The sequence below is a fragment of the Enterococcus sp. DIV1368f genome (genome assembly GCF_051712245.1).
Classification (GTDB): domain Bacteria; phylum Bacillota; class Bacilli; order Lactobacillales; family Enterococcaceae; genus Enterococcus; species Enterococcus faecalis.
The window spans coordinates 816408-836004 of sequence record NZ_JBIOON010000001.1 but is presented as its reverse complement, the minus strand read 5'-3'; the positions used below and the strand labels follow the sequence as shown (position 1 = coordinate 836004).

Sequence of the window (19597 nt, the reverse complement as noted above, 5' to 3'; positions counted from 1 at the left end):
AATCGATGCTCCTTATCGTTTTCTGCGGAAAAATGGTGGCGTACTTAATTCGTCATCATTGTGATTTGGTTCTTCACGGTGGAATGTGTCAAATTCTTTTTTGTCTACTTGTTCTAATGAAGATTCATCAACTTTTGGACGTGTATTTTGTTCTCTGCGAATATCCCAATCGCCAAAAGCACTTGCTTCTTCTTGTGATTTTGGTTGATCCATTTCCACAGATTGAGTTGTTTGTTGCATTGGTTGAACCGCTTGTCTTGTTTGACGGTGCGGTTTTCTATCCTTTTTTGATTCATCAATACCTGTAGCGATTACTGTTACACGAATTTCGTCGCCTAAATCTTCATTGATTGATGTACCTAGGATGATGTTCACATCACCTGAAGCAGCATTTGTAACGATATCTGAAGCATCTTGCGCTTCAAACAAGGTCATGTCTAAGCCACCAGTAATGTTTAATAAGACTTGTTCCGCACCATCGATTGATGTTTCTAACAATGGTGAAGAAATAGCTTTTTTCGTTGCTTCAATTACACGTTCTTCGCCGCTCGCTACACCAATTCCCATTAAAGCTGTTCCTTGGTTTTCCATCACTGTTTTCACGTCAGCAAAGTCCAAGTTTACGTAACCTGGTGCAGTGATTAAATCTGAAATTCCTTGAACACCTTGACGTAATACATTATCAGCTTCTCTAAATGCTTCAAGCATTGGCGTTTTCTTGTCAACGACTTCTAATAAACGGTTGTTTGAGATAATTAATAGTGTATCAACGTTTTCTTTTAATAAGGCAATTCCTTCAGCGGCAAAACGACCACGTTTTGGACCTTCAAAACTAAATGGACGAGTTACTACACCAACTGTTAAAGCGCCTAATTCTTTAGCGATTTTTGCAACTACTGGGGCAGCACCTGTACCAGTTCCGCCACCCATACCAGCAGTAATGAAAATCATATCCGCGCCTTGTAATGATTCTGAAATCACTTGTTCACTTTCTTCTGCAGCTTTTTGGCCAACTTCAGGTTGTGAACCAGCACCTAAACCACGAGTGTATTTAGGTCCTAATTGAATCACTGTTTCTGCTTTTGAATGTTTTAAGGCTTGAACGTCTGTATTGGCTGTGATAAATTCCACGCCTTTAACGTTTTCTTCGATCATACGGTTTACAGCGTTTCCGCCGCCGCCACCTACACCGATAACTTTAATGACTGCACCGTTGTTAATGTTATTGTCTAATGAAAATTCCATGATATCGTATCCTCCTGTTTGTGTGATTAGTCGAAAATGTTCGAGAAGAAGTCTTTGATTTTGCCTGTCACTTTTTCACCAGACTCACGTTCGTTGAATTCTTCGTATTCTTCTTGAGGCTGTTCAGCATATGTGTCATAGCGAACTTCTTGTTGGACAGCGACTGATTGTGCTGGTTTCGATTTTTCACCAGGGATTGCATATTTGGCAATGTGATAAATATCGTTTAGTTGCGCTGAATATTCCACAATGCTAATGACATTAGCAAAGACTGGGTTACGTAAGCCCATGTGATTTGGTACGTATAGTTTTACGTTGGCTTCAAAAATCTCTTGCGCCAAATCGACAATACCTGGCATACTAGCGGCGCCACCAGTTAACACAACGCCTCCAGGTAATTCAAACGCATCAATTTCATCCAGAACTTCTTTTGATTTTCTCAAAATTTGTTCCACACGCGCTTCAATAATTTCTGAAAGGTAACGTTCGTCCACTCTTACAGGCTCTGACTTACCGATAACATCAACAGGAAACTCTTCGTTTGCTGAAGTTCTTTCTGGATAAGCATCCCCATAATTAATTTTTAAGGCTTCGGCGTTGTTAAAAGAAGTATTCAATACGATTGAGATATCTTTCGTGATGAACTCGCCGCCTTCTTGGTTAACATGAGTAAATTTCAATTGTTTGTCGTGGATAACAGATGTCGTTGTTTGACCGCCACCCATATCAATGACAATTGTTCCAAAGTCTTTTTCGCCATCTGTTAAAATTGTTTCTGTTAAAGCAAGCGGTGTAATCACTAATTCGTTAATTCCTAAGCCAGCTTTTTCAACACATTTACGGATGTTATGGATGATTGTTTTTGGTCCAGTATAGACAACGCCAAACATCTCCATGCGAACGCCAAGCATTCCACGTGGGTCTTTGATGCCTTCAAAGCCGTCGACGGTAAAGTCTTGCGGTAAGATTGCAACAATTTGACGTTCAGGAGGAGTTGAACGAACCAAAGCTGCAGATGCGACGTTGCGCACATCCTCATCTGTAATTTCTTTTGATTCACTGCTAACAGCTATCATTCCTTGACAGCTTTCTACTTCTAATAAATTCGCTGGTAATCCAACATTTACGCTTTTAATTTGAATGCCGGCTTTTTCTTCGGCTTGTCGAACGGCCCGTTGGATCGCTTGAACTGTTTGATCAATATCGACGACAATCCCTCGATTCAAACCGTCTGATTTTGCATTTCCAACGCCGATGATGTTCATTTGACCTTCAATATATTCAGCGACAACTACTTTGACAGAAGTTGTACCAATATCGAGGCCTACATACATTCCTGTTTTTGCCATGAACGGAATTCCTCCTCCTATTAATTCCAATATCTAAGCGGACAAAGGCGTCCGTTTAACTATCTCTTTTTTAGTATTATTCACTTCTTCCAATTTTACCATAAAAATGGGGGTTTTAGAAAGCAGATTATACGAATTTGTTCGTTAATTTTTGAAACATTTTTGTAAAAAACTTATTCTGCTTGTTGCACTTCTTGATTTTCTCCATTTGTCGGCGTACCGTTATTCGCTTCATCCGTTGCTACGCCTGCATTTGGGTCCACAACTTCTTGATTTTCAACCGCTGAATCTTCGGAAACTTCACTGCCCGTTTCTTCACTTTCTTTTTCATACGGATAAGAAAAAATGCCGACTTCCATATCAACGATTCCAGGTTTGTCCATTTGCTCGGCTACTTGTGAATAATAAGCCATTTTTTCACTTAAATCAGAAATATTAACAATCACTCGATTGCCATCATTCATATAGACATTAATCAAGTCTTTATTGGTTTTGGATGGTGCATATTTAATTTCTGAAATTCCTTGTTTAATTTCTTGAGGTAATTTGTTGTAAGAGGCCATTAATTCAGGGATTAATTTATCCTCTTTGAAATTCTCAAAAATTGGTTTGCCACTTTCAGCAGCTTTGGTGGTTTCCGCCAAAGTTTTACCATTCTCTAAAATCGGATGATAGCCGCCTTTAGTCGCAGCAAGAGCGACAATTTGATACTCTTGAATATCAATTTTAAATGAATTAATACCATTTAACTTAATGTTCGCCTTTTTTATAATTGGAAACTTTTTCTGAATATTTGCAGAAAAATAATTTCTATTTGAATACTGCTCCCATAAACCACTGCCCGTTTCAAGTTTTGACTGCTGAATAATCGCTTGACTCTCCACACTTTTGTTGCCTGAAACTGTTACTTCACTCAATCGACTAAGAGGCGAAACAAAATACAATGCCACTAAAATGGCTGTCCCTAAACAAGTTAAAATAAAGGCTAAACGCCTATATAAGCGCTTGTTCCGTGTTTTCTTAACGTTCGGTAAACGATCTGCAAAATGCTCCTCTTCTTCCACTGTTTCTTGTGGAAGATGTTGTTGAGGCTCTTCTTGACTTTGTTCTTGTAAAGTGATGGTGACTTCTGCTTGTTCGTTTTCACCTTTTGAAGCAGCTTCTTCCGCTTGCTTCTTCAAATATTCTTGGTTTTGTTTTTGCCAAGGTGTCAGTTCAGGTTGAGACTCTTCCGATTTTTTTGGAGGTAATGGTTTTCTTTTTTTGAATATATCGTTCTCGTTACTAATCTTCCACACCTCCTATCTCAGACTAACGTTTTCACAACTTGATACAAACGATCACTTGCATCTGGGATGCCTTCCCCTTTGGACGCCGTTGCCATCTGTTGTCTTTTTTCATTGTTTAATAAAATATCATCAATTGCCGCAACTAAACGAGCGCCGGTCAATTCTGCATCTGGAATCATTTCAACAGCACCAACTTTTACTAAGCTTTGCGCGTTTTTCGTTTGATGATCATTTGTGACGTAAGGACTCGGAATTAAAATTGCTGGTAATCCTAATGCGGTGAACTCTGCAATTGAGGTTGCTCCTGCACGTCCCACCATTAAATCGGTATTAGCCATCACTTCAACCATTTTATCAATATACGGTTGCACACTTATGTTTGTCAATTTCTTTTCAGAAAGCTTTAGACTTTCTTGAAGTTCCTGATAATATCTTTCTCCTGAAGCGTATAAAACTTGATACTCTCTCTCTTCAAACAAAGGAAAGGCCTGTTCAAACGCTTGATTGATTTTCAAAGCGCCACGACTTCCGCCAAATAAAACCACCGTTTTCTTTTCTGGATCCAAGCCAAACTCTGATAAAATAGCTGACTTTTCCACCGTTACGACTTCTTGTCCCCGCGGGTTCCCTGTTAAAATTGTTTTTTCTTTCGGGAAAAAACTAGCGACATCCGGAAAACAAATCGCAATTTTATCCACATAACGACTTAAAAATTTATTTGTCATTCCGGGGATACTATTTTGTTCATGAATAATTGTCGGTATTTTTAATTGGTGGGCCGCATAAACCACTGCACCAGAAACATAACCGCCTGTACCAATGACCACATCTGGTTGAAATTCACGAATAATTTTTTTTGCTTTATTAATGCTTGTTAAAAATAAATAAATTGTTTTAAAATTTTGAGGACTTAGCGAACGCTTGAATCCTTGAATTTTAATCGTTTTAAATGGAATTTTCGCCTTTGGCACAATTTGACTTTCTAGACCATTTTCTGTTCCCACATACAAGAATTCTGTTGCAGGTGCTTCTTTTTTGACGTGTTCGACGAAGGATAACGCAGGATAGATATGCCCACCTGTGCCACCACCAGTTACTAGTATCTTCATTTTCTCACATTTCACTTTCTTTTAATTGTTGAACAGCTTGCATAAAGGCTTCCCCGCGTACTTCAAAATTCGGGTATTGATCCCAACTTGCGCAAGCAGGTGATAGTAAAATAGTATCATCTTTTTCCGAATAATCAAAGGCAATGGTAACCGCCGTTTGAACATTTTCAGCAAATAAAATTGTTTCAATGTTCGCTTTTTTAGCAGCTTCCGCCAATTTTTCTTTGGTTTCTCCAAATAAAACAATTGCTTTGAGTCCCAGCAAAGCAGGAACCAATTCATCAAATGAGTTACCGCGATCCAAGCCACCCGCAAGTAAAAGTAGCTTTTGGTTGTCAAACCCACTTAACGCCATCTCTGTAGCTAAAATATTGGTTGCTTTTGAATCGTTATAAAAACGTCTTTGCTGAACTTCGCCAACAAATTGCGTTCGATGGGGAACGCCTGAAAAGTTTGTCAAAGTTTGTCTAATCTGAGCATTCGATACATTTTTTAATTTAGCTACACAAATCGCTGCGAGTGCATTTTCAATATTGTGACTACCAGGAATCCCTAGCTCATCGGCGGGCATAATATATTCTTCATTAAAATATAATTTCCCATCTAAAAGATAAGCCCCTTCTACTGCTTCTTTCGTTGAAAAAGGCAATACGTTGGCAGCTGTGGTTTTGGCTAACGTTTGAAGCTCTACTTGATTCCAATTTAAAATCAAGGTGTCATCTGCGGTCATGTTTTTTTGAATGGCCCATTTTGCAGCAACATATTCTTTCCGCGAACCATGATAATCCAAGTGTGCTTCAAAAATATTTGTAATTACTGCAATTTGTGGGTGAAACGTCTCAATTCCCATTAACTGAAAACTAGAAAGTTCCATCACAAGATCATCCTTGGCCGTTGCTTCTTGAGCCACCGTACTCGCTGGAAAACCAATATTTCCCGCCAAACGTGCCTCACCAGCCGTTCTGTCAGCATTTAGCAGTAAACCAATCATCGTGGTCGTGGTTGTTTTGCCATTGGTGCCCGTAATGCCGACAATTGGACATTCGGCAATTTGACCTGCTAATTCCACCTCAGTTATGATAGGAATTTTCCGAGTTAGTGCTTCTGCCACAAGTGGGTTTGTATAAGGAATGCCAGGATTTTTAACGATTAGTTCAAATTCTTCATCCAACAATTCAATTGGATGCCCCCCTGTAACAACACGAATACCCAAGGTTAATAAATCTTGGGCGTCAGGGTTTTGATCAAATTGTTTTGCGTCATTAACGGTAACGAGCGCACCTAACTCATGTAAGAGTTTCGCTGCGCTGACACCACTTTTAGCTAGTCCTAAAACCAACACTTTTTTGTTTTGATAGGTTGTTATTTTTTTCATTGTCAATTTCCCCTTTGATAGATTAGAAAAGAATCCATAATGTGATTCCTGAACAGATTAAACCGACAGACCAAAAGACAAAATCAATTTTCCATTCAGACCAACCACACATTTCAAAATGGTGATGAATTGGTGACATTTTAAAAATCCGTCGACCAAATAATTTAAATGAAGCAACTTGTAAAATAACACTTGCTGTTTCACAAACGTAGACAAGTCCAATTAAAAGTAGCGTCCATTCTTGATGCAAAATAATTGAAATTGCTGCTAACAATCCACCTAATGCTAATGAACCAACATCACCCATGAAAATTTTTGCTGGTTTTCTATTATAAGGGAAAAAGCCAATCAGCCCACCAATCACACTTAGGCAGATAATCACAACATCAAATTGTTGTTGTTTCCAAGCAATAATTGCATAAGTACCAAATGAAATTGTTCCTAAACCAGCAACTAAGCCATCAATCCCATCTGTCAAATTCACGGCATTAGAAAAACCGACTAACCAAAAAATAATAAACACGCCATAAAAAATACCTAACGGAACTTCTGCTACTCCAAACAAATCTAAGGTGTCTGAAAAGCCTTCACTTCGATAAACAAAGTAGAAAACCAACCCACCAAAAATTTGACCAATTAATTTTTGACGAGAATTCAAGCCCATGTTCCGTTTTTTAAAGACTTTAATGAAATCATCTAAATAACCTAGCAAACCGTATAATACTAAAATAAATAGAATAATTAGTAGAGACGGCGTAAATTGGTGGAAAAACAACCCCATTGCTAATGAAGTAATCAAGCTGGCTACAAGGAAAACGACTCCCCCCATTGTAGGGGTACCTGTTTTCACGCTATGCCAAGTCGGGCCATCTTCACGAGTAACCTGCCCTTGTTTTTTCATTTGAAAATAGCCAATGAATAGTGGCATTACGCTCACTGTAATGGCAAAACTCACCACTATGGGAATAAAAATCTGTGTCCACTCCATGTTATCTCTCCTAATTATTCTACGTTATTATTCTGTGCCTTCTAAAGTCACGGTTAATTTTTTCTCCGTAATTTCAGTTTCAGCAGCGATACTTTGTTTCGTCACATAGCCTTCACCTTTAAACTCGACAGTCAAACCTAATAGATCGCCAAACTTGGTAACATCGCTCTTGGACCAGCCGGTTAAATCAGGCATATAGTTTGTTCCATTTGTGATCAAAATCAGTTTTTGATTAGGCATTAATGTTTGACCAGACGGCGTTGATTGTTTCTTGATTTTTTCACCATCGCCGATAATCACAGGATCCACCCCGTTCACTTTGGCATTGGCCAACGCTTCCGCTGGTGTCATATTTTTATAATCAGCAACTGTGACTTTATCAGAAGCTACTTTCGTTGTTTCCGGATCTGTCTCTTTAATGTCTAACGCTAATTTCATTAATGGGTTTGCAATTGCCGCCATTGCTTCTGAAGGTGAACCTGTTTTTGCTTGTCTAAGTGTAATATACAAAACATATTCAGGATTATCCGCTGGGACCATTTCCACTACAGAAGACAAGACTTGACTTGCTCCATCAACGTACCCTTTACCATCTGAAATCTGGGCAGTTCCTGTTTTGGCAGCAACATGATAGCCTGGTACTTTATAAATATCATACGCAATCCCGTAAGTCGGGTCTTCAACAGTATCAATCATGTACGTACGAATCTGTTGAGCTGTTTGCGCTTTGATTGGGGTTCCTACGATTTGTGGTTCCGTAATCGTTTCTTTTCCTGTATTTTTGTCAACAATTTTGCTGATGTAATGAGGTTGCAACATTGAACCGTCATTTGCAATAGCTGAGAAACCTTTCATCATTTGGAAATTAGTAACTGTAATTGCTTGACCAAATGCCGACATTGCTCTATCTACAAAGTTTGTTCCTGGCAATTTACCAGCAGATTCACCACTTAAACCTGAATGCGTGCTCGTACCAAAACCAAATTTTTTCAAATATTCCATCCATTTTTCATCACCCATTTTTTGTTCTAGTTTTACCATACCAATATTACTAGACCAAGAAATGGCTTGACGATAATTCAAATATTCTTTGCCATTCAACCGAGTGTAGTCATGGTCATTCACAGTTACATCCCCAACTTGAATTCCACCAACACGATTGAATAATTCATTAGGATTAAACTGTCCTTGTTCCATAGAAGCAGCTGTTGTAAATAATTTGATTGTTGAGCCTGGTTCATAAGGACTTTCAACTAATAGGTTCTGCCACGTGCCATTATCGTCTAACCCTTGTTTCGTTTCAGGATTAAATGTTGGCCGTTGAGACATGGCAACAATTTCGCCTGTTTTTGCTTCCATTAACATGGCAGTCATAGAAACTGGTTCATATTTTTCATTAACTTGCGTCATTAAATCTTCTAAGGTATTTTGCAAGCGACTATCTAGCGTTGTGTAAATATCTTGACCATCCACTGCTTTTTTCTCTTCCGCCACAGTTCCTGGTAAGGCATTGCCATAAATATCTTTTTCAAAATACACACGGCCATCGGTTCCACTTAAAATATCATTATAGGTCTGTTCTAGTCCCATCGCACCTACTAAGCCTTCTTTATCATCATCTGGATTGGCTGCTTTTGTATAGCCAATAAAGTGAGAAGCAAACTGACCATTGGGATATAATCTGGCTGGATGTTCATTGAAATAAACACCTGAGATTTTTTTCTTTTTCAAATCTGCTTCAATTTTTTGGCGTGTTTCCAAGGTAATATTTTGACCACCTGTACCAAACTCCACTTGATATTGTGTTGACCCATCTTCATGGATCCCATTATTCAAGTATTTCAATGCTGTTTTTTTGTCTAGTTTGGTATATTTCGCTAAAATTTCAGCAATATCATCGAAGTCTTTTTTCTCCGCATATAGCTTTTCATTATTTTGTCCCGTATATTTTTTTGATAATACGACATATAACGAATAGGAAGTAGCATCTTCTGCGATCGGATTACCATATCGATCTAAAATTGATCCTCGCTTAGCTTTTACCACTTGGCTTCCTTCATATAAAGAAGCTGTTTTTTCCTTTAGTGATACACCGGCTACTTTGCCTGTTGCCACAATGTATGTCGTTCTAAAGGCAAATAAAAAGAACAATCCAATACTCGTAGCGAATAAAATGATGCCTACTTTTTTACGATTGTTCATCGGATTTAAGTTTTTCTTTTTCATGAATTGTTTAAATTTATGTCTTTTACTCATTATTTAACAGTCCTAACATTGTCGCCGTTATTTTCTAGCCCTTGTTTTTTAGCGACATCTTTGATTCGATCTGATTTAGAAAGTTCGCTTCTTTCTTGTTCCAATTTCAAAGCGTTATCTTCCTTTTCTTTAATGACTGCTTGTGTTTCTGTAATATCGTTCATGGTTTGGACAATTGTCGTTCTTACTTGAATTGTCGCAATTGCAATACCAATCGTTGCACAAACTAATACAACACCGATTAATTTTTCTAGTAAAGAGACATTTTTTAGTTTCTTTTTGGGTAATAGAGTGGGGACAGGTAGTGTTTCCTCTTGCATTTTTCTGTCTTGCTCTGTTGCCACAGTTGGCTGATCCATTTCTGGTGCTTCATAATGGAAATCATTTACTTTCTTCAATTCAGCCATGTGTCTACCCCTCTCTCTATCTAGATTTTATTTTTTCGGCAATGCGTAACTTCGCACTTCGTGAACGATTATTTTCAGATAACTCACTGTCACTTGGTAAAATTGGTTTTCTGGTAATTACTTTTAATTCTGGTTGAAATTCTTCTGGTACCACTGGAATGCCTGGTGGCAAATCTTGTACCGTACTGTATTCTTTAAACATTGTTTTAACGATACGATCTTCTAACGAATGGAACGTAATCACACTGATTCTGCCATTTTTCGCTAGCAAATCAATTGCTTGTTCTAGCGACTCTTCAACTGCCCCTAATTCATCATTAACGGCAATGCGAATTGCTTGGAAAATTCGTTTTGCAGGATGTCCACCTTTGCGTCTTGCTGGAGCTGGAATCGCCGTCTTAATAATCTCAACGAGTTCACCTGTTGTTTCAATTGGTTGCTTTTCGCGAACACGTTCAATTTCTCGAGCAATCTGTTTCGAAAATTTCTCTTCCCCATAACGAAAGAAAATTTTTACCAACTCACTATAACTATACGTATTCACCACTTCGCGAGCCGTCAAGGGTGCGTCTTGATCCATGCGCATATCTAAGGGCGCGTCTTGATGATAGCTAAAACCACGTTCTGCTTCATCTAATTGTGGTGAAGAAACACCTAGATCGTATAGAATCCCATCAACGTGGAACACCCCGTGTTCTGCCAATTCTTCTTTAATATTTCTAAAATTTGATTTGATGAAGGTCACTTGACCTTTGTCTACATATTTCTGCAAACGAGTCTTAGCATGTGCCAACGCTTTTTGGTCTTGATCAAAGGCATATAAATGACCGTGCTCATTCAATTGTGTCAGTAAGTATTCACTATGTCCGGCACCACCGAGTGTGCAATCTACGTATACGCCATCCGGCTTCACTTGTAATCCATCCACTGTTTCTTTTAAAAGAACGGTGTAATGGCGAAATTCTTCAGTCATCATTTGCCTCATTCCTAAAATCCAAAATCAATCATTGTTTCTGCTAATTCATCAAAGTTTTCTTCAGCTTCATCAGAGAATGCATGCCAACGTTCGTCACTCCAAATTTCAATTCGGTTAGAGACGCCGATAACAACACAGCCTTTTTCTAAACTGGCATGTGTTCGTAAATTCGCTGGAATATTGATACGACCTTGCTTATCAATCTCACATTCTGTTGCAGCGGAATAAAAGAATCGTACAAAGGTACGTGCATCTTTCTTAGCTAAGGGCATTTCTTGAAGTTTTGCTTCAAGTTGTGACCATTCATTTAAAGGATAACCAAATAAACAGCCATCCATCCCTCTCGTTACCACAAATTTTTCACCAAGTTCCTCACGAAACTTTGATGGAACGATTAGGCGGCCTTTGGCATCGATATTATGTTGGTATTCACCCATAAGCATAGCCAATACACCCGCTTTTCCACTTGATAGAACAAGTCTACCACATCCCACCACTTTCTACCACTATAAATCTAAAAACTTCTATTTTTTAACTGTTATTTAAAATTTCTGTAATATTTACAGGGTTTTATGTAACAAGCATCATCCAACAAAAAATGTTATTATAACAAGGTTTTTACTATGTTTTTTATCAAATAACCCCCAAAATAACAAAAAAACCCCACGGAGTGGGGAGTTGTGGGGGACATTTTCCCACAGCGTATTTCCCCTATTGTCTCCACGCTTTATTACAGTAGATAATGACTGATATTTAGCAAGATAAGCAACACATACAACACAAACGTTAGTAAAAACGTCAACCGCCAAAACATCTTGAAATATCGTCTATATAAAATCTCTCCATAATAATAAGCTTGAAACAGGGCAACAGCGACTCCTAATAACAAAATAGAAATCACAAAATACGGCATAATCGATTCATCATAACTATCTTTGGATAACTCATGGATCCCTATGAATAAAAACGGAATGGCCAAATCCGGTGCTTTTATTTTCCAACGTTCCGTTAGGGAAAAAGTGGACACGAGAAAATTGCACGCAAAGAGCACAATTACCGGAAAAATATACCAAAATAACATTATTGCCGAAAACGACACCATTCTCTCAACAAATCCTTTCATTCCACCTGCTATAACTATACTTCATCAACGTTACACAGATGTTTCATTTCGTTTAAATATATGTGCTAAAAGCCCTTTTTGCTTGCTTTTTCATATAAAAAACGGATTACTTATCAAACCATTTTTAAAACGAGGCCTCACCTATCGCGGCCACTTATTTTTGAATGTTTTTTATAAGCTTTTCTTCTCGTATTGTGTCATACTTCTATTATAATGGATTTAGAACAAAAAATGTTGATTCGGGGTGAATCTTTTGATTAATTATTTATTATTGAAAAATGACTATTTTGAACCTTGTTCACCAGACGATGAAGCCCTAAGTTGGATTTCGGTAGAATCTCCTACAGAAGAAGAAATCGAGCGTCTCGTCAATCAATACCACTTACCAACAGATTATCTTACCGGCGTTTTAGATGATGAAGAAAATGCTCGAGTGGAAGGTTTCCGCCACGAAAAATTACAAACGCCTACGTTACTTTTATTTCGTTATCCCAAAGCTAGTATCAGTCCTAGTGGCTATCTGCAAGTAGAAACGGTGCCGATTGCTTTAATCGCAACCGTCGATAACAAACTAATTACTGTTAGCAATGGGCCTAACGACATCGTTCATGGGATTCAAAAAGAGGCGTTCACGCATCAAGATCTTTCTATTGAGAAGGCCTTAATTTTAGCCCTTTCATGGAAGATGGCCCTTTCCTTCAATAAAAACTTACAAGCACTTATCCAACAAACCAACAAACTTGAAGGAGAGCTCCAAGTAGCCACAGAAAATAGTCAATTGTATCAGATTATGGACATTCAAAAAAGTCTAGTTTATTTCGAAGCAGCTTTAACGGATAATTTAAAAGTATTAAAACGTTTATATAGCGCTGAAATTTTTAATCATCCAGAAAAACATTTGCCATTTTTAAGGGATATTCTGATTGAACTAGAACAAGGACTGAATACGACTAAAATACAACTAAAATTAGTTGATAACATTAGTAATACTTTTTCAGCAATCGTTTCAAATAACTTAAATAATGTCATGAAAATTTTAACATCCTTAACAATTGTCCTGACCATTCCGACCATCATCGGAGGAATTTACGGCATGAATGTGAAACTCCCTTTTGCAGAGCATGAATATTCTTTTTGGATTATTTTTGCCATCACTACCTTAATCTGCGTAATTAGTATTCGAATTTTAAAGAAAAAGAATCTCTTATAACTTTAGGTTGCTGTTTTCAGGAAAAGGTTGTACACTATTAGCAGAAATTAAAAAGGACGTGTCATTTATGAACGACAAAGAACAAAGTCGCTTTTCAAAAATCACGAAAGTCGTGGTTTGGCTAATGCTGATCGCAATTGTAGGTTCAACTGTTTTAACAGCAATTCTTAGTCTTTAAACTGGAGAACTTTTTCACACATTAAAAGTAAAAAAACAGCCCTTTCAATTGATAGAAGGGGCTGTTTTTTTACTTGCTCAAATAGAGCGGCTATTTTTTCGCCATCGCCAACAGCTCTTGTGCATGTTCAATGGTTAATTTCGTAATTTCACTTCCTGCGAGCATACGCGCAATTTCGTTTACTCGCTCTTTTTCAGATAAAATTCGGACGCTTGTTTCTGTCCGACCCGCCACAATTTCTTTTTCAATAAAATAATGTTCATCAGCAACGGCTGCCACTTGTGGCAAGTGCGTGATACACAACACCTGCGAATTTTCTGAAATTTGATAAATTTTATCGGCAATCGCCTGTGCTACACGGCCACTGACTCCTGTATCTACTTCATCAAAAACAATACTAGTGATCCCTTGCGTTTGAGAAAAGATTGTTTTCATAGCCAGCATCACTCGCGAAAGTTCTCCGCCAGAAGCCACCCGAACTAACGGTTTTAATGGTTCCCCTGGGTTAGTAGTAATATAAAATTCTACTCCGTCTAAGCCATTTTCTTGTAAATGCTCAAGTTCTGTAAAACGGACTTCAAATTCAGTTCGCTCCAAATATAGTTCTTTTAATTCGGTTAAAATTTGTTGTTCGAGCTCTTTGGCTAGGCGCTTTCGTTCTTTTCGTAAAGCTAATGCTTGTTGATGAGCGGCTTGTTGTTTCTCTGCAAGCAACGCTTCTAAGTCACCTGTACCACCTTCCAAAAAATCAGCCTCTGCTAACTCTTTGGTAATTTCTTCATAGTAAGATAAAATCGTTTCGATCGAATCGCCATATTTACGCTTCATTTGACGGATTAATTCTAAACGATTTTCTACTTCATTCAAGCGACCTTCGTCTAGTTCTAAGCCATCAATCAACCTAGAAAGATCTCCACTAGCTTCTTGTAGTAAGTAGTAGGCATTTTGAACAGTATCTGACAATGATTTATATTCTGGATCAAGGGATTCAATCGAAGCGAGTTCATTCATACTTGTTCCGATTTTATCCAAACTACTATCGTCTTCACCATTTAGCGCGGCATAACTAATCGTCAGTGCATCAGCAATCTTTTGAAAATTGTTCAGTTTATTGCGTTCTTCTAGCAATTGTTCTTCTTCACCAGCCACTAACTGTGCACTAGCAATTTCATCACTTTGAAAATGAAGCATGTCCATTCTTTGGGCAAATTCTTTTTCATTTTTTTGTCGCTTTCTGACTTTGGCTTCGAGTGCGCGATACTCTTGATACGCCTGTGTATATTTTTCTTTGACTGCTAAAAGTTTTTTCCCACCAAATTCATCTAACATATCAATATGGCGTTCACTTTGCATCAATTCTTGATGTTCATTTTGGCCATGAATATCTACTAAATATTCCCCAATTCTTTTTAAATTAGTAATGTTGACAATTCGTCCGTTGACACGGCAAACATTTTTACCAGAAGCGGAAATATCTCGTTGAATCACTAAAGAATCTTCTTCTGTTTCAATACCTAATTGTTCTAATAATTGCTTTAATTCTTGACTTTTCGGCATTGAAAAAAGTCCTTCCAAGGTGCATTTATTTGCTCCTTGACGAATATAGTCACTGGAGCCACGTCCGCCTGTGAGTAATCCCATTGCATCAATAATGATGGATTTCCCCGCACCCGTTTCTCCCGTTAAAACGGTCATACCCATTTGAAACTCTAATTGTAGCGAAGAGATAATCGCAAAATTTTTCACGGAAAGTTCTTGTAACATCTTGTTCACCTCATTCTTTATAGATAGCTTAACAGCTCTTTATGAAGTTTTTCTGCCGCCTCCTCAGTTCGTGCAATCATGAGGACACTATCATCATCGTTGATGACGGCAAAAAGTTTCTCTTGGTAATTCTTTTCGATTAAACTACCACACGCCGCTGCATTGCCAGGAATGGTTCGTAATACGACATATTTTTCCATTTGTTCTGCAGCTACAAAGGCATCTTTTAAAAGCTTTGCAAGTTTAGCACTCGTATTAGCTTGTGTTTCTAATGGAAGGCTATATCGATAACCCCCTTCTGCAGAAGGTACTTTAATCAGTTTCATATCTTTAATGTCGCGAGAAATCGTTGCTTGTGTAACAGCTACGCCCTTTTCTTGTAAATAGTTGACAAAATCTTCTTGCTTTTGAATATTTTTTTCAGTCAATAAACGTGTAATTAAACGGTGTCTATCTTGCTTTCTCATGGCGCCGCTCTCCTTTTCAGTTTACTCTTGCCCTCATCATAGCTTATTTTTATGCATTTTAAAAGACTAAACAAAGAAAAGAATAACAAAAAGCAAGGGAAGCTCCGCTGACTTTTTGTTATTCTCTACTTCTATTCTGCTGGAAGTTCAATTCCTAATTCATCTTTTAAATAGGTAGTTAAATTAGTCGTTTCTTTGGTTGATTCATTGACAACATTCCACGTTTTGCCAATCGCTCGGCGATTCCTTTTGGTTAATTCTTCAGCAGGTTGCTGCTCGTCTTCTAAACGTAAAGAACCGTATTGATAGCCCATTATTAACCCCTTATTCCATTCCGTATCCCAATAAACATAAAACAAATAGGTCTCACCAGCTGCTAAATAAAAATCTCCTTCATACTGTAGTATTTCAACAAGCTGACGACTTTGCTGAATTGGCGGCATTCGTCTTGTTGCACGTCCACGATTCAATTTATCAACATTTTCTTTCGCATCATTTAAAAACATCCGCCCTTCTTCCATAATACCGCCTGGTCGCGCAAATTCAATCGTAGGTGCTAATTCGCCTTGAATATTTTTTAGTACTTGGATTTTTCCAAATGTCCATGGGTAGATTTCTCCATTATAAGGACTACTAGGATCATTAGCAGGCGCGTCTGCTTTATCTAAAGAAAGAACTTTGCCAATAACAATATTTGTTGACAAAGATTGGATATCTTTTGGGATTTCAGGATTATACATTAACAGTCGTTGCGATCCACCGGATTGATTAATAACCTTACTTTGGTCAATTTCATCAAGATATGAATAATATTTTCTTTCTGAAGAATCAATACTATTTTTCAAGGCTTTTTTCTTTAATGAATTGGAAGTTGTTGTTATTTTTTCAGCAGCAACTTGTTTCTTCTCGTTCTCTTTAACGAAATTAATCATTAAGAAAGCGAACGCCAACAAAGAAAGCGCTACCAAAAATACTATGGGATTTTTTTTCATTTTTTCACCACCCATATATTCTTGCTAAGATATCATTATTCGCTTTATCAACAGCAAGATTTGTATTAGTACTTCCAGAACGTATCATAATGCCATTTGAATGTGCAATCCCGAGCGCATGCCCAATTTCATGTCTAGCAATAGTCCCATTCTTCATCGATGAAGCTCGTAAATACATAGTATTATAATTAATTTTAGCATAGTAGTAGTTTATTCGCGTAGCTTCTCGCATCCCAGTTGCAATCATCCTATCTCTGCCATCAAAAAAATCTGTAACCCCACCTATTCCCGGATTTAACTTTGTCGAATAAAAATCAATTGATGTCCCATAGTTATTTCCTTGTTTATAAATATACAAAGGATTCCCCCACGGAGTATACATCCAATTTCTAATCGCTGTATCGGTATTACCAAATGTTGCGGTTGGTCCTAACCAATAACTAATCCCATTAATTCCTCTCGATAATACGCCAGGAAACCTAGAGGCTGCAAATGCATCAACACCAGTACCCAAAACGATTGCTACAAAAAAAACCAGAAATTAATAACTTCATTTTTTTCATTTTTTTACCTCTCTATTCAATTACTTGGTCTTACTAAAATAGTTTGTCTGATCAGAACTATCCTTAGTTTAACATTAAAAAATACACCAGTAAATTAAAATAAGATTAAATAATATTTTCGATGTTTTTTTAATTATTATTTAAAAGATACATATCTTAAAAATGTTATTTCATCACGATAAAAAAGGACTAATAAAGTTCAATTCAACGACTATTTTTATTCAAATCCCTTTCTATCATTATTAAATGTCTCACTAATTCATTTATAAAATAAAAAAAGACCTGAGACAGTTATACTTCTAATGGCTGTCTCAAATCCCTTTTTGTTTAATTGCTTAGTCTACAAACTTTGCTGCCTTTCTCATCATTCCGCTAATTTTTGATGCGCATGCGCGACAACTTCTTCAATGGATTCTGTCGCTTGATAGGATCCTTCTCCCTCAACAGAAACTAAATGTGCCAAAAATTCAATGTTTCCTTCGCCACCAGTGATTGGTGAAAAATCCAAGTTTTTCACATCATAACCATTATTCATGGCAAAGCGTGTAATTTCCTCCACAACCATTTGATGGGTTTCTGGATCACGCACGATTCCTTTTTTCCCAACAAACTCTTTGCCAGCTTCGAATTGTGGCTTAATTAACGCCACCACACTACCGTCTTTTTTCAAAATATCATGAAGAGGTGGCAAAATTAAGCGTAATGAAATAAAGGAAACATCAATCGTTGCAATATCCGGCACCCCTTCGGTGAAATCTTCAGGTTTACTATAGCGAAAATTGGTACGTTCCATTACCACCACGCGTTCATCTTGCCGAATTTTCCATGCTAGTTGGTTGTAGCCAACATCTAAAGCGTAACTCAAACGAGCCCCATTTTGTAAAGCGACATCGGTAAAACCACCTGTGGAGGAACCAATATCTAGCATTGTTTTGCCTTGAACGTTGATTGCAAAAACATTTAGTGCCTTCTCTAGTTTTAAGCCCCCACGAGAAACATAAGGCATTACTTGGCCCTTAGTATGTAAGGGTGTCTCCACAGAAATTTTTTCCCCTGGTTTATCTAAACGTTCATTTTTATCATTGTAAACCAAACCAGCCATCACGCTGCGTTTGGCTTTTTCTCGTGTTTCAAATAGTCCTTGATTAAACGCCAAGACATCGACGCGTTCTTTTTTCATAAGTGCCTTCTTTCTATCTCAATTGTAACTGAGTTAACAAGTTTGTTAAATGTTCTTCTGAAAAGTTAGGAACATTTGCTTTGATTTTTTCTAAAACAGCGCTGCCTTCTGCTAATTGATGTGTTAGCGCATCTTTCGCGCCAGCAATCCCTAGAAGAGCTGGATACGTACTTTTATTCAACGCTTCATCTCGGCCTACTTTTTTACCTAAATCTGCTTCTGTACTTGTGGCATCTAATAAGTCATCACGAATTTGAAAAGCCAAGCCATAGTGATGCGCAAACTGTGTCAGTAAACCAATGACTTCTTCTGTTTGATTGGCTAATACGCCCCCAGCAATTAAGGCGAATTCAATTAGCGCTCCAGTTTTCTTTTCATGAACAGCCGCTAACTCTTCTAAAGTCAAGCTGACTTTTTCTCCTTCAATATCACCCATTTGGCCGGCAACCATGCCTTGATTCCCCGCTGCCTTTGCCAGTTGTTGCATCAGTAAAACTTTTTCACTTAAGCCTAATTGACTCAAAGAAAGTAACTGAAATGCACCTGTTAATAAGCCGTCCCCTGCTAAAATGGCAGTCGCTTCACCAAACACTTTATGATTGGTTGGTTTGCCACGACGTAAATCATCATCATCCATTGCTGGTAAATCATCATGAATTAATGAATACGTATGAATCATCTCTAAAGAGGCAGCCACTTGGTAGTCTTGTGTTTCCATCTCTTTTTGAAAAGCGGCCACTGTTGTTAGCACTAATAGCGGGCGTAATCGTTTACCACCTGCGTGTATTGAGTAGAGCATTGCTTCTTTCAAACGCTCATTTTCAGTATATTCTGCGATAAAATCGACCATGACTTTTTCAACCAACGGTAAATGCTGTTGACTAAAATTCGTCATTACGCTTCCTCGCTCTCTTCAAAAACAATTTCTTCATTGTTTTCTGTCATCATTTTCGTTAAAGTTTTTTCCGCTTTTTCCAATGTATCTTGACATTGTTTACTTAATGCCATGCCCTCTTGAAAGGCAGCTAAGGCTTCTTCCAAAGGAACATCTCCTCGTTCTAAGCGCTGAACGATTTCTTCTAAGGCATTTAATGATTCTTCAAACGTTTTTTCTTTTGCTGGCATG

The 19597-nt window shown here is 37.8% G+C and carries 20 protein-coding genes; 2 read left to right on the top strand and 18 right to left on the bottom strand.

The genetic code is table 11. The annotated features are described in order from the left end of the window. Nucleotides 1–12 precede the first annotated feature (12 nt). The 11 genes from ftsZ to IGL07_RS04185 all read right to left on the bottom strand — a co-directional run bounded on the left by ftsZ (nucleotide 13) and on the right by IGL07_RS04185 (nucleotide 12117). Entirely contained in the window at nucleotides 13–1245 is a 1233-nt protein-coding gene (gene ftsZ, locus IGL07_RS04235) for a cell division protein FtsZ (RefSeq protein WP_002355899.1), read from the bottom strand. Between the two features lie 26 nt (nucleotides 1246–1271). After that, nucleotides 1272–2594 carry a cell division protein FtsA gene (ftsA, locus tag IGL07_RS04230; RefSeq protein WP_002355898.1) on the bottom strand — a complete coding sequence of 441 codons (1323 nt, stop codon included), beginning with the start codon at nucleotides 2592–2594 and terminating at the stop codon, nucleotides 1272–1274. Between the two features lie 173 nt (nucleotides 2595–2767). Next, nucleotides 2768–3892 carry a cell division protein FtsQ/DivIB gene (locus IGL07_RS04225; protein WP_002368241.1) on the bottom strand — a complete coding sequence of 375 codons (1125 nt, stop codon included), beginning with the start codon at nucleotides 3890–3892 and terminating at the stop codon, nucleotides 2768–2770. A gap of 8 nt (nucleotides 3893–3900) precedes the next feature. Then, on the bottom strand, nucleotides 3901–4992 hold the full coding sequence (murG, locus tag IGL07_RS04220) for an undecaprenyldiphospho-muramoylpentapeptide beta-N-acetylglucosaminyltransferase (protein ID WP_010817132.1): 1092 nt from the start codon (nucleotides 4990–4992) through the stop codon (nucleotides 3901–3903). 4 nt (nucleotides 4993–4996) lie between these two features. Continuing rightward, a complete protein-coding gene (gene murD / locus IGL07_RS04215) occupies nucleotides 4997–6367 on the bottom strand; it encodes a UDP-N-acetylmuramoyl-L-alanine--D-glutamate ligase (protein WP_002373622.1) in 1371 nt (456 codons plus the stop codon). Nucleotides 6368–6389: 22 nt separating this feature from the next. After that, nucleotides 6390–7355, bottom strand: a complete 966-nt coding sequence (gene mraY, locus IGL07_RS04210; protein WP_002355894.1) for a phospho-N-acetylmuramoyl-pentapeptide-transferase — start codon at nucleotides 7353–7355, stop codon at nucleotides 6390–6392. Nucleotides 7356–7382: 27 nt separating this feature from the next. After that, entirely contained in the window at nucleotides 7383–9611 is a 2229-nt protein-coding gene (locus tag IGL07_RS04205; protein WP_010713809.1) for a penicillin-binding protein, read from the bottom strand. After that, nucleotides 9611–10018 (bottom strand): cell division protein FtsL, encoded by a 408-nt coding sequence (ftsL, locus tag IGL07_RS04200; protein ID WP_002358883.1) that lies wholly within the window; start codon nucleotides 10016–10018, stop codon nucleotides 9611–9613. The genes IGL07_RS04205 and ftsL overlap by 1 nt, the downstream gene beginning before the upstream one ends. Nucleotides 10019–10034: 16 nt before the next feature. Further along, complete coding sequence (gene rsmH, locus IGL07_RS04195) at nucleotides 10035–10991, bottom strand: 16S rRNA (cytosine(1402)-N(4))-methyltransferase RsmH (RefSeq protein ID WP_002355891.1); 957 nt, start codon at nucleotides 10989–10991, stop codon at nucleotides 10035–10037. Between the two features lie 14 nt (nucleotides 10992–11005). Continuing rightward, nucleotides 11006–11491, bottom strand: coding sequence for a division/cell wall cluster transcriptional repressor MraZ (gene mraZ / locus IGL07_RS04190; RefSeq protein ID WP_002383402.1), 486 nt, complete (start codon nucleotides 11489–11491; stop codon nucleotides 11006–11008). 233 nt (nucleotides 11492–11724) lie between these two features. Continuing rightward, complete coding sequence (locus IGL07_RS04185) at nucleotides 11725–12117, bottom strand: DUF3397 domain-containing protein (RefSeq protein ID WP_002383401.1); 393 nt, start codon at nucleotides 12115–12117, stop codon at nucleotides 11725–11727. A gap of 244 nt (nucleotides 12118–12361) precedes the next feature. Here IGL07_RS04185 and IGL07_RS04180 point away from each other — a divergent pair, with 244 nt between their 5' ends. Together IGL07_RS04180 and IGL07_RS04175 are read left to right on the top strand one after the other, a co-directional pair. Next, nucleotides 12362–13327, top strand: a complete 966-nt coding sequence (locus IGL07_RS04180) for a magnesium transporter CorA family protein (protein ID WP_002383400.1) — start codon at nucleotides 12362–12364, stop codon at nucleotides 13325–13327. Nucleotides 13328–13394: 67 nt separating this feature from the next. After that, complete coding sequence (locus IGL07_RS04175; RefSeq protein WP_002383399.1) at nucleotides 13395–13505, top strand: DUF4044 domain-containing protein; 111 nt, start codon at nucleotides 13395–13397, stop codon at nucleotides 13503–13505. A gap of 90 nt (nucleotides 13506–13595) precedes the next feature. Here the strand turns inward: IGL07_RS04175 and recN are convergent, their stop codons facing one another. From recN to IGL07_RS04140, 7 genes are all read right to left on the bottom strand, one after another. Then, entirely contained in the window at nucleotides 13596–15269 is a 1674-nt protein-coding gene (gene recN, locus IGL07_RS04170; RefSeq protein WP_010817131.1) for a DNA repair protein RecN, read from the bottom strand. A gap of 17 nt (nucleotides 15270–15286) precedes the next feature. Further along, nucleotides 15287–15736, bottom strand: a complete 450-nt coding sequence (locus IGL07_RS04165) for an arginine repressor (RefSeq protein ID WP_002358881.1) — start codon at nucleotides 15734–15736, stop codon at nucleotides 15287–15289. A 131-nt stretch (nucleotides 15737–15867) separates the two neighbouring features. Next, nucleotides 15868–16728, bottom strand: coding sequence for a hypothetical protein (locus IGL07_RS04160; protein WP_010712183.1), 861 nt, complete (start codon nucleotides 16726–16728; stop codon nucleotides 15868–15870). Nucleotides 16729–16732: 4 nt separating this feature from the next. Continuing rightward, complete coding sequence (locus IGL07_RS04155; protein WP_438747255.1) at nucleotides 16733–17242, bottom strand: matrixin family metalloprotease; 510 nt, start codon at nucleotides 17240–17242, stop codon at nucleotides 16733–16735. Nucleotides 17243–17655: 413 nt separating this feature from the next. After that, nucleotides 17656–18471 (bottom strand): TlyA family RNA methyltransferase, encoded by an 816-nt coding sequence (locus IGL07_RS04150; protein ID WP_010817129.1) that lies wholly within the window; start codon nucleotides 18469–18471, stop codon nucleotides 17656–17658. A 13-nt stretch (nucleotides 18472–18484) separates the two neighbouring features. Then, on the bottom strand, nucleotides 18485–19366 hold the full coding sequence (locus IGL07_RS04145; protein ID WP_010817128.1) for a polyprenyl synthetase family protein: 882 nt from the start codon (nucleotides 19364–19366) through the stop codon (nucleotides 18485–18487). Then, nucleotides 19366–19596 carry an exodeoxyribonuclease VII small subunit gene (locus IGL07_RS04140; protein WP_002355878.1) on the bottom strand — a complete coding sequence of 77 codons (231 nt, stop codon included), beginning with the start codon at nucleotides 19594–19596 and terminating at the stop codon, nucleotides 19366–19368. The genes IGL07_RS04145 and IGL07_RS04140 overlap by 1 nt, the downstream gene beginning before the upstream one ends. Between the last annotated feature and the right edge of the window lies 1 nt (nucleotide 19597).

What these genes read in the sequence shown, in the direction of transcription:
- ftsZ (WP_002355899.1), bottom strand. Translation starts at nt 1,245, where the DNA reads ATGGAATTTTCATTAGACAATAACATTAACAACGGTGCAGTCATTAAA.
- ftsA (WP_002355898.1), bottom strand. Translation starts at nt 2,594, where the DNA reads ATGGCAAAAACAGGAATGTATGTAGGCCTCGATATTGGTACAACTTCT.
- murG (WP_010817132.1), bottom strand. Translation starts at nt 4,992, where the DNA reads ATGAAGATACTAGTAACTGGTGGTGGCACAGGTGGGCATATCTATCCT.
- murD (WP_002373622.1), bottom strand. Translation starts at nt 6,367, where the DNA reads ATGAAAAAAATAACAACCTATCAAAACAAAAAAGTGTTGGTTTTAGGA.
- mraY (WP_002355894.1), bottom strand. Translation starts at nt 7,355, where the DNA reads ATGGAGTGGACACAGATTTTTATTCCCATAGTGGTGAGTTTTGCCATT.
- IGL07_RS04205 (WP_010713809.1), bottom strand. Translation starts at nt 9,611, where the DNA reads ATGAGTAAAAGACATAAATTTAAACAATTCATGAAAAAGAAAAACTTA.
- ftsL (WP_002358883.1), bottom strand. Translation starts at nt 10,018, where the DNA reads ATGGCTGAATTGAAGAAAGTAAATGATTTCCATTATGAAGCACCAGAA.
- rsmH (WP_002355891.1), bottom strand. Translation starts at nt 10,991, where the DNA reads ATGACTGAAGAATTTCGCCATTACACCGTTCTTTTAAAAGAAACAGTG.
- IGL07_RS04185 (WP_002383401.1), bottom strand. Translation starts at nt 12,117, where the DNA reads ATGAAAGGATTTGTTGAGAGAATGGTGTCGTTTTCGGCAATAATGTTA.
- IGL07_RS04175 (WP_002383399.1), top strand. Translation starts at nt 13,395, where the DNA reads ATGAACGACAAAGAACAAAGTCGCTTTTCAAAAATCACGAAAGTCGTG.
- recN (WP_010817131.1), bottom strand. Translation starts at nt 15,269, where the DNA reads ATGTTACAAGAACTTTCCGTGAAAAATTTTGCGATTATCTCTTCGCTA.
- IGL07_RS04165 (WP_002358881.1), bottom strand. Translation starts at nt 15,736, where the DNA reads ATGAGAAAGCAAGATAGACACCGTTTAATTACACGTTTATTGACTGAA.
- IGL07_RS04160 (WP_010712183.1), bottom strand. Translation starts at nt 16,728, where the DNA reads ATGAAAAAAAATCCCATAGTATTTTTGGTAGCGCTTTCTTTGTTGGCG.
- IGL07_RS04150 (WP_010817129.1), bottom strand. Translation starts at nt 18,471, where the DNA reads ATGAAAAAAGAACGCGTCGATGTCTTGGCGTTTAATCAAGGACTATTT.
- IGL07_RS04145 (WP_010817128.1), bottom strand. Translation starts at nt 19,366, where the DNA reads ATGACGAATTTTAGTCAACAGCATTTACCGTTGGTTGAAAAAGTCATG.
- IGL07_RS04140 (WP_002355878.1), bottom strand. Translation starts at nt 19,596, where the DNA reads ATGCCAGCAAAAGAAAAAACGTTTGAAGAATCATTAAATGCCTTAGAA.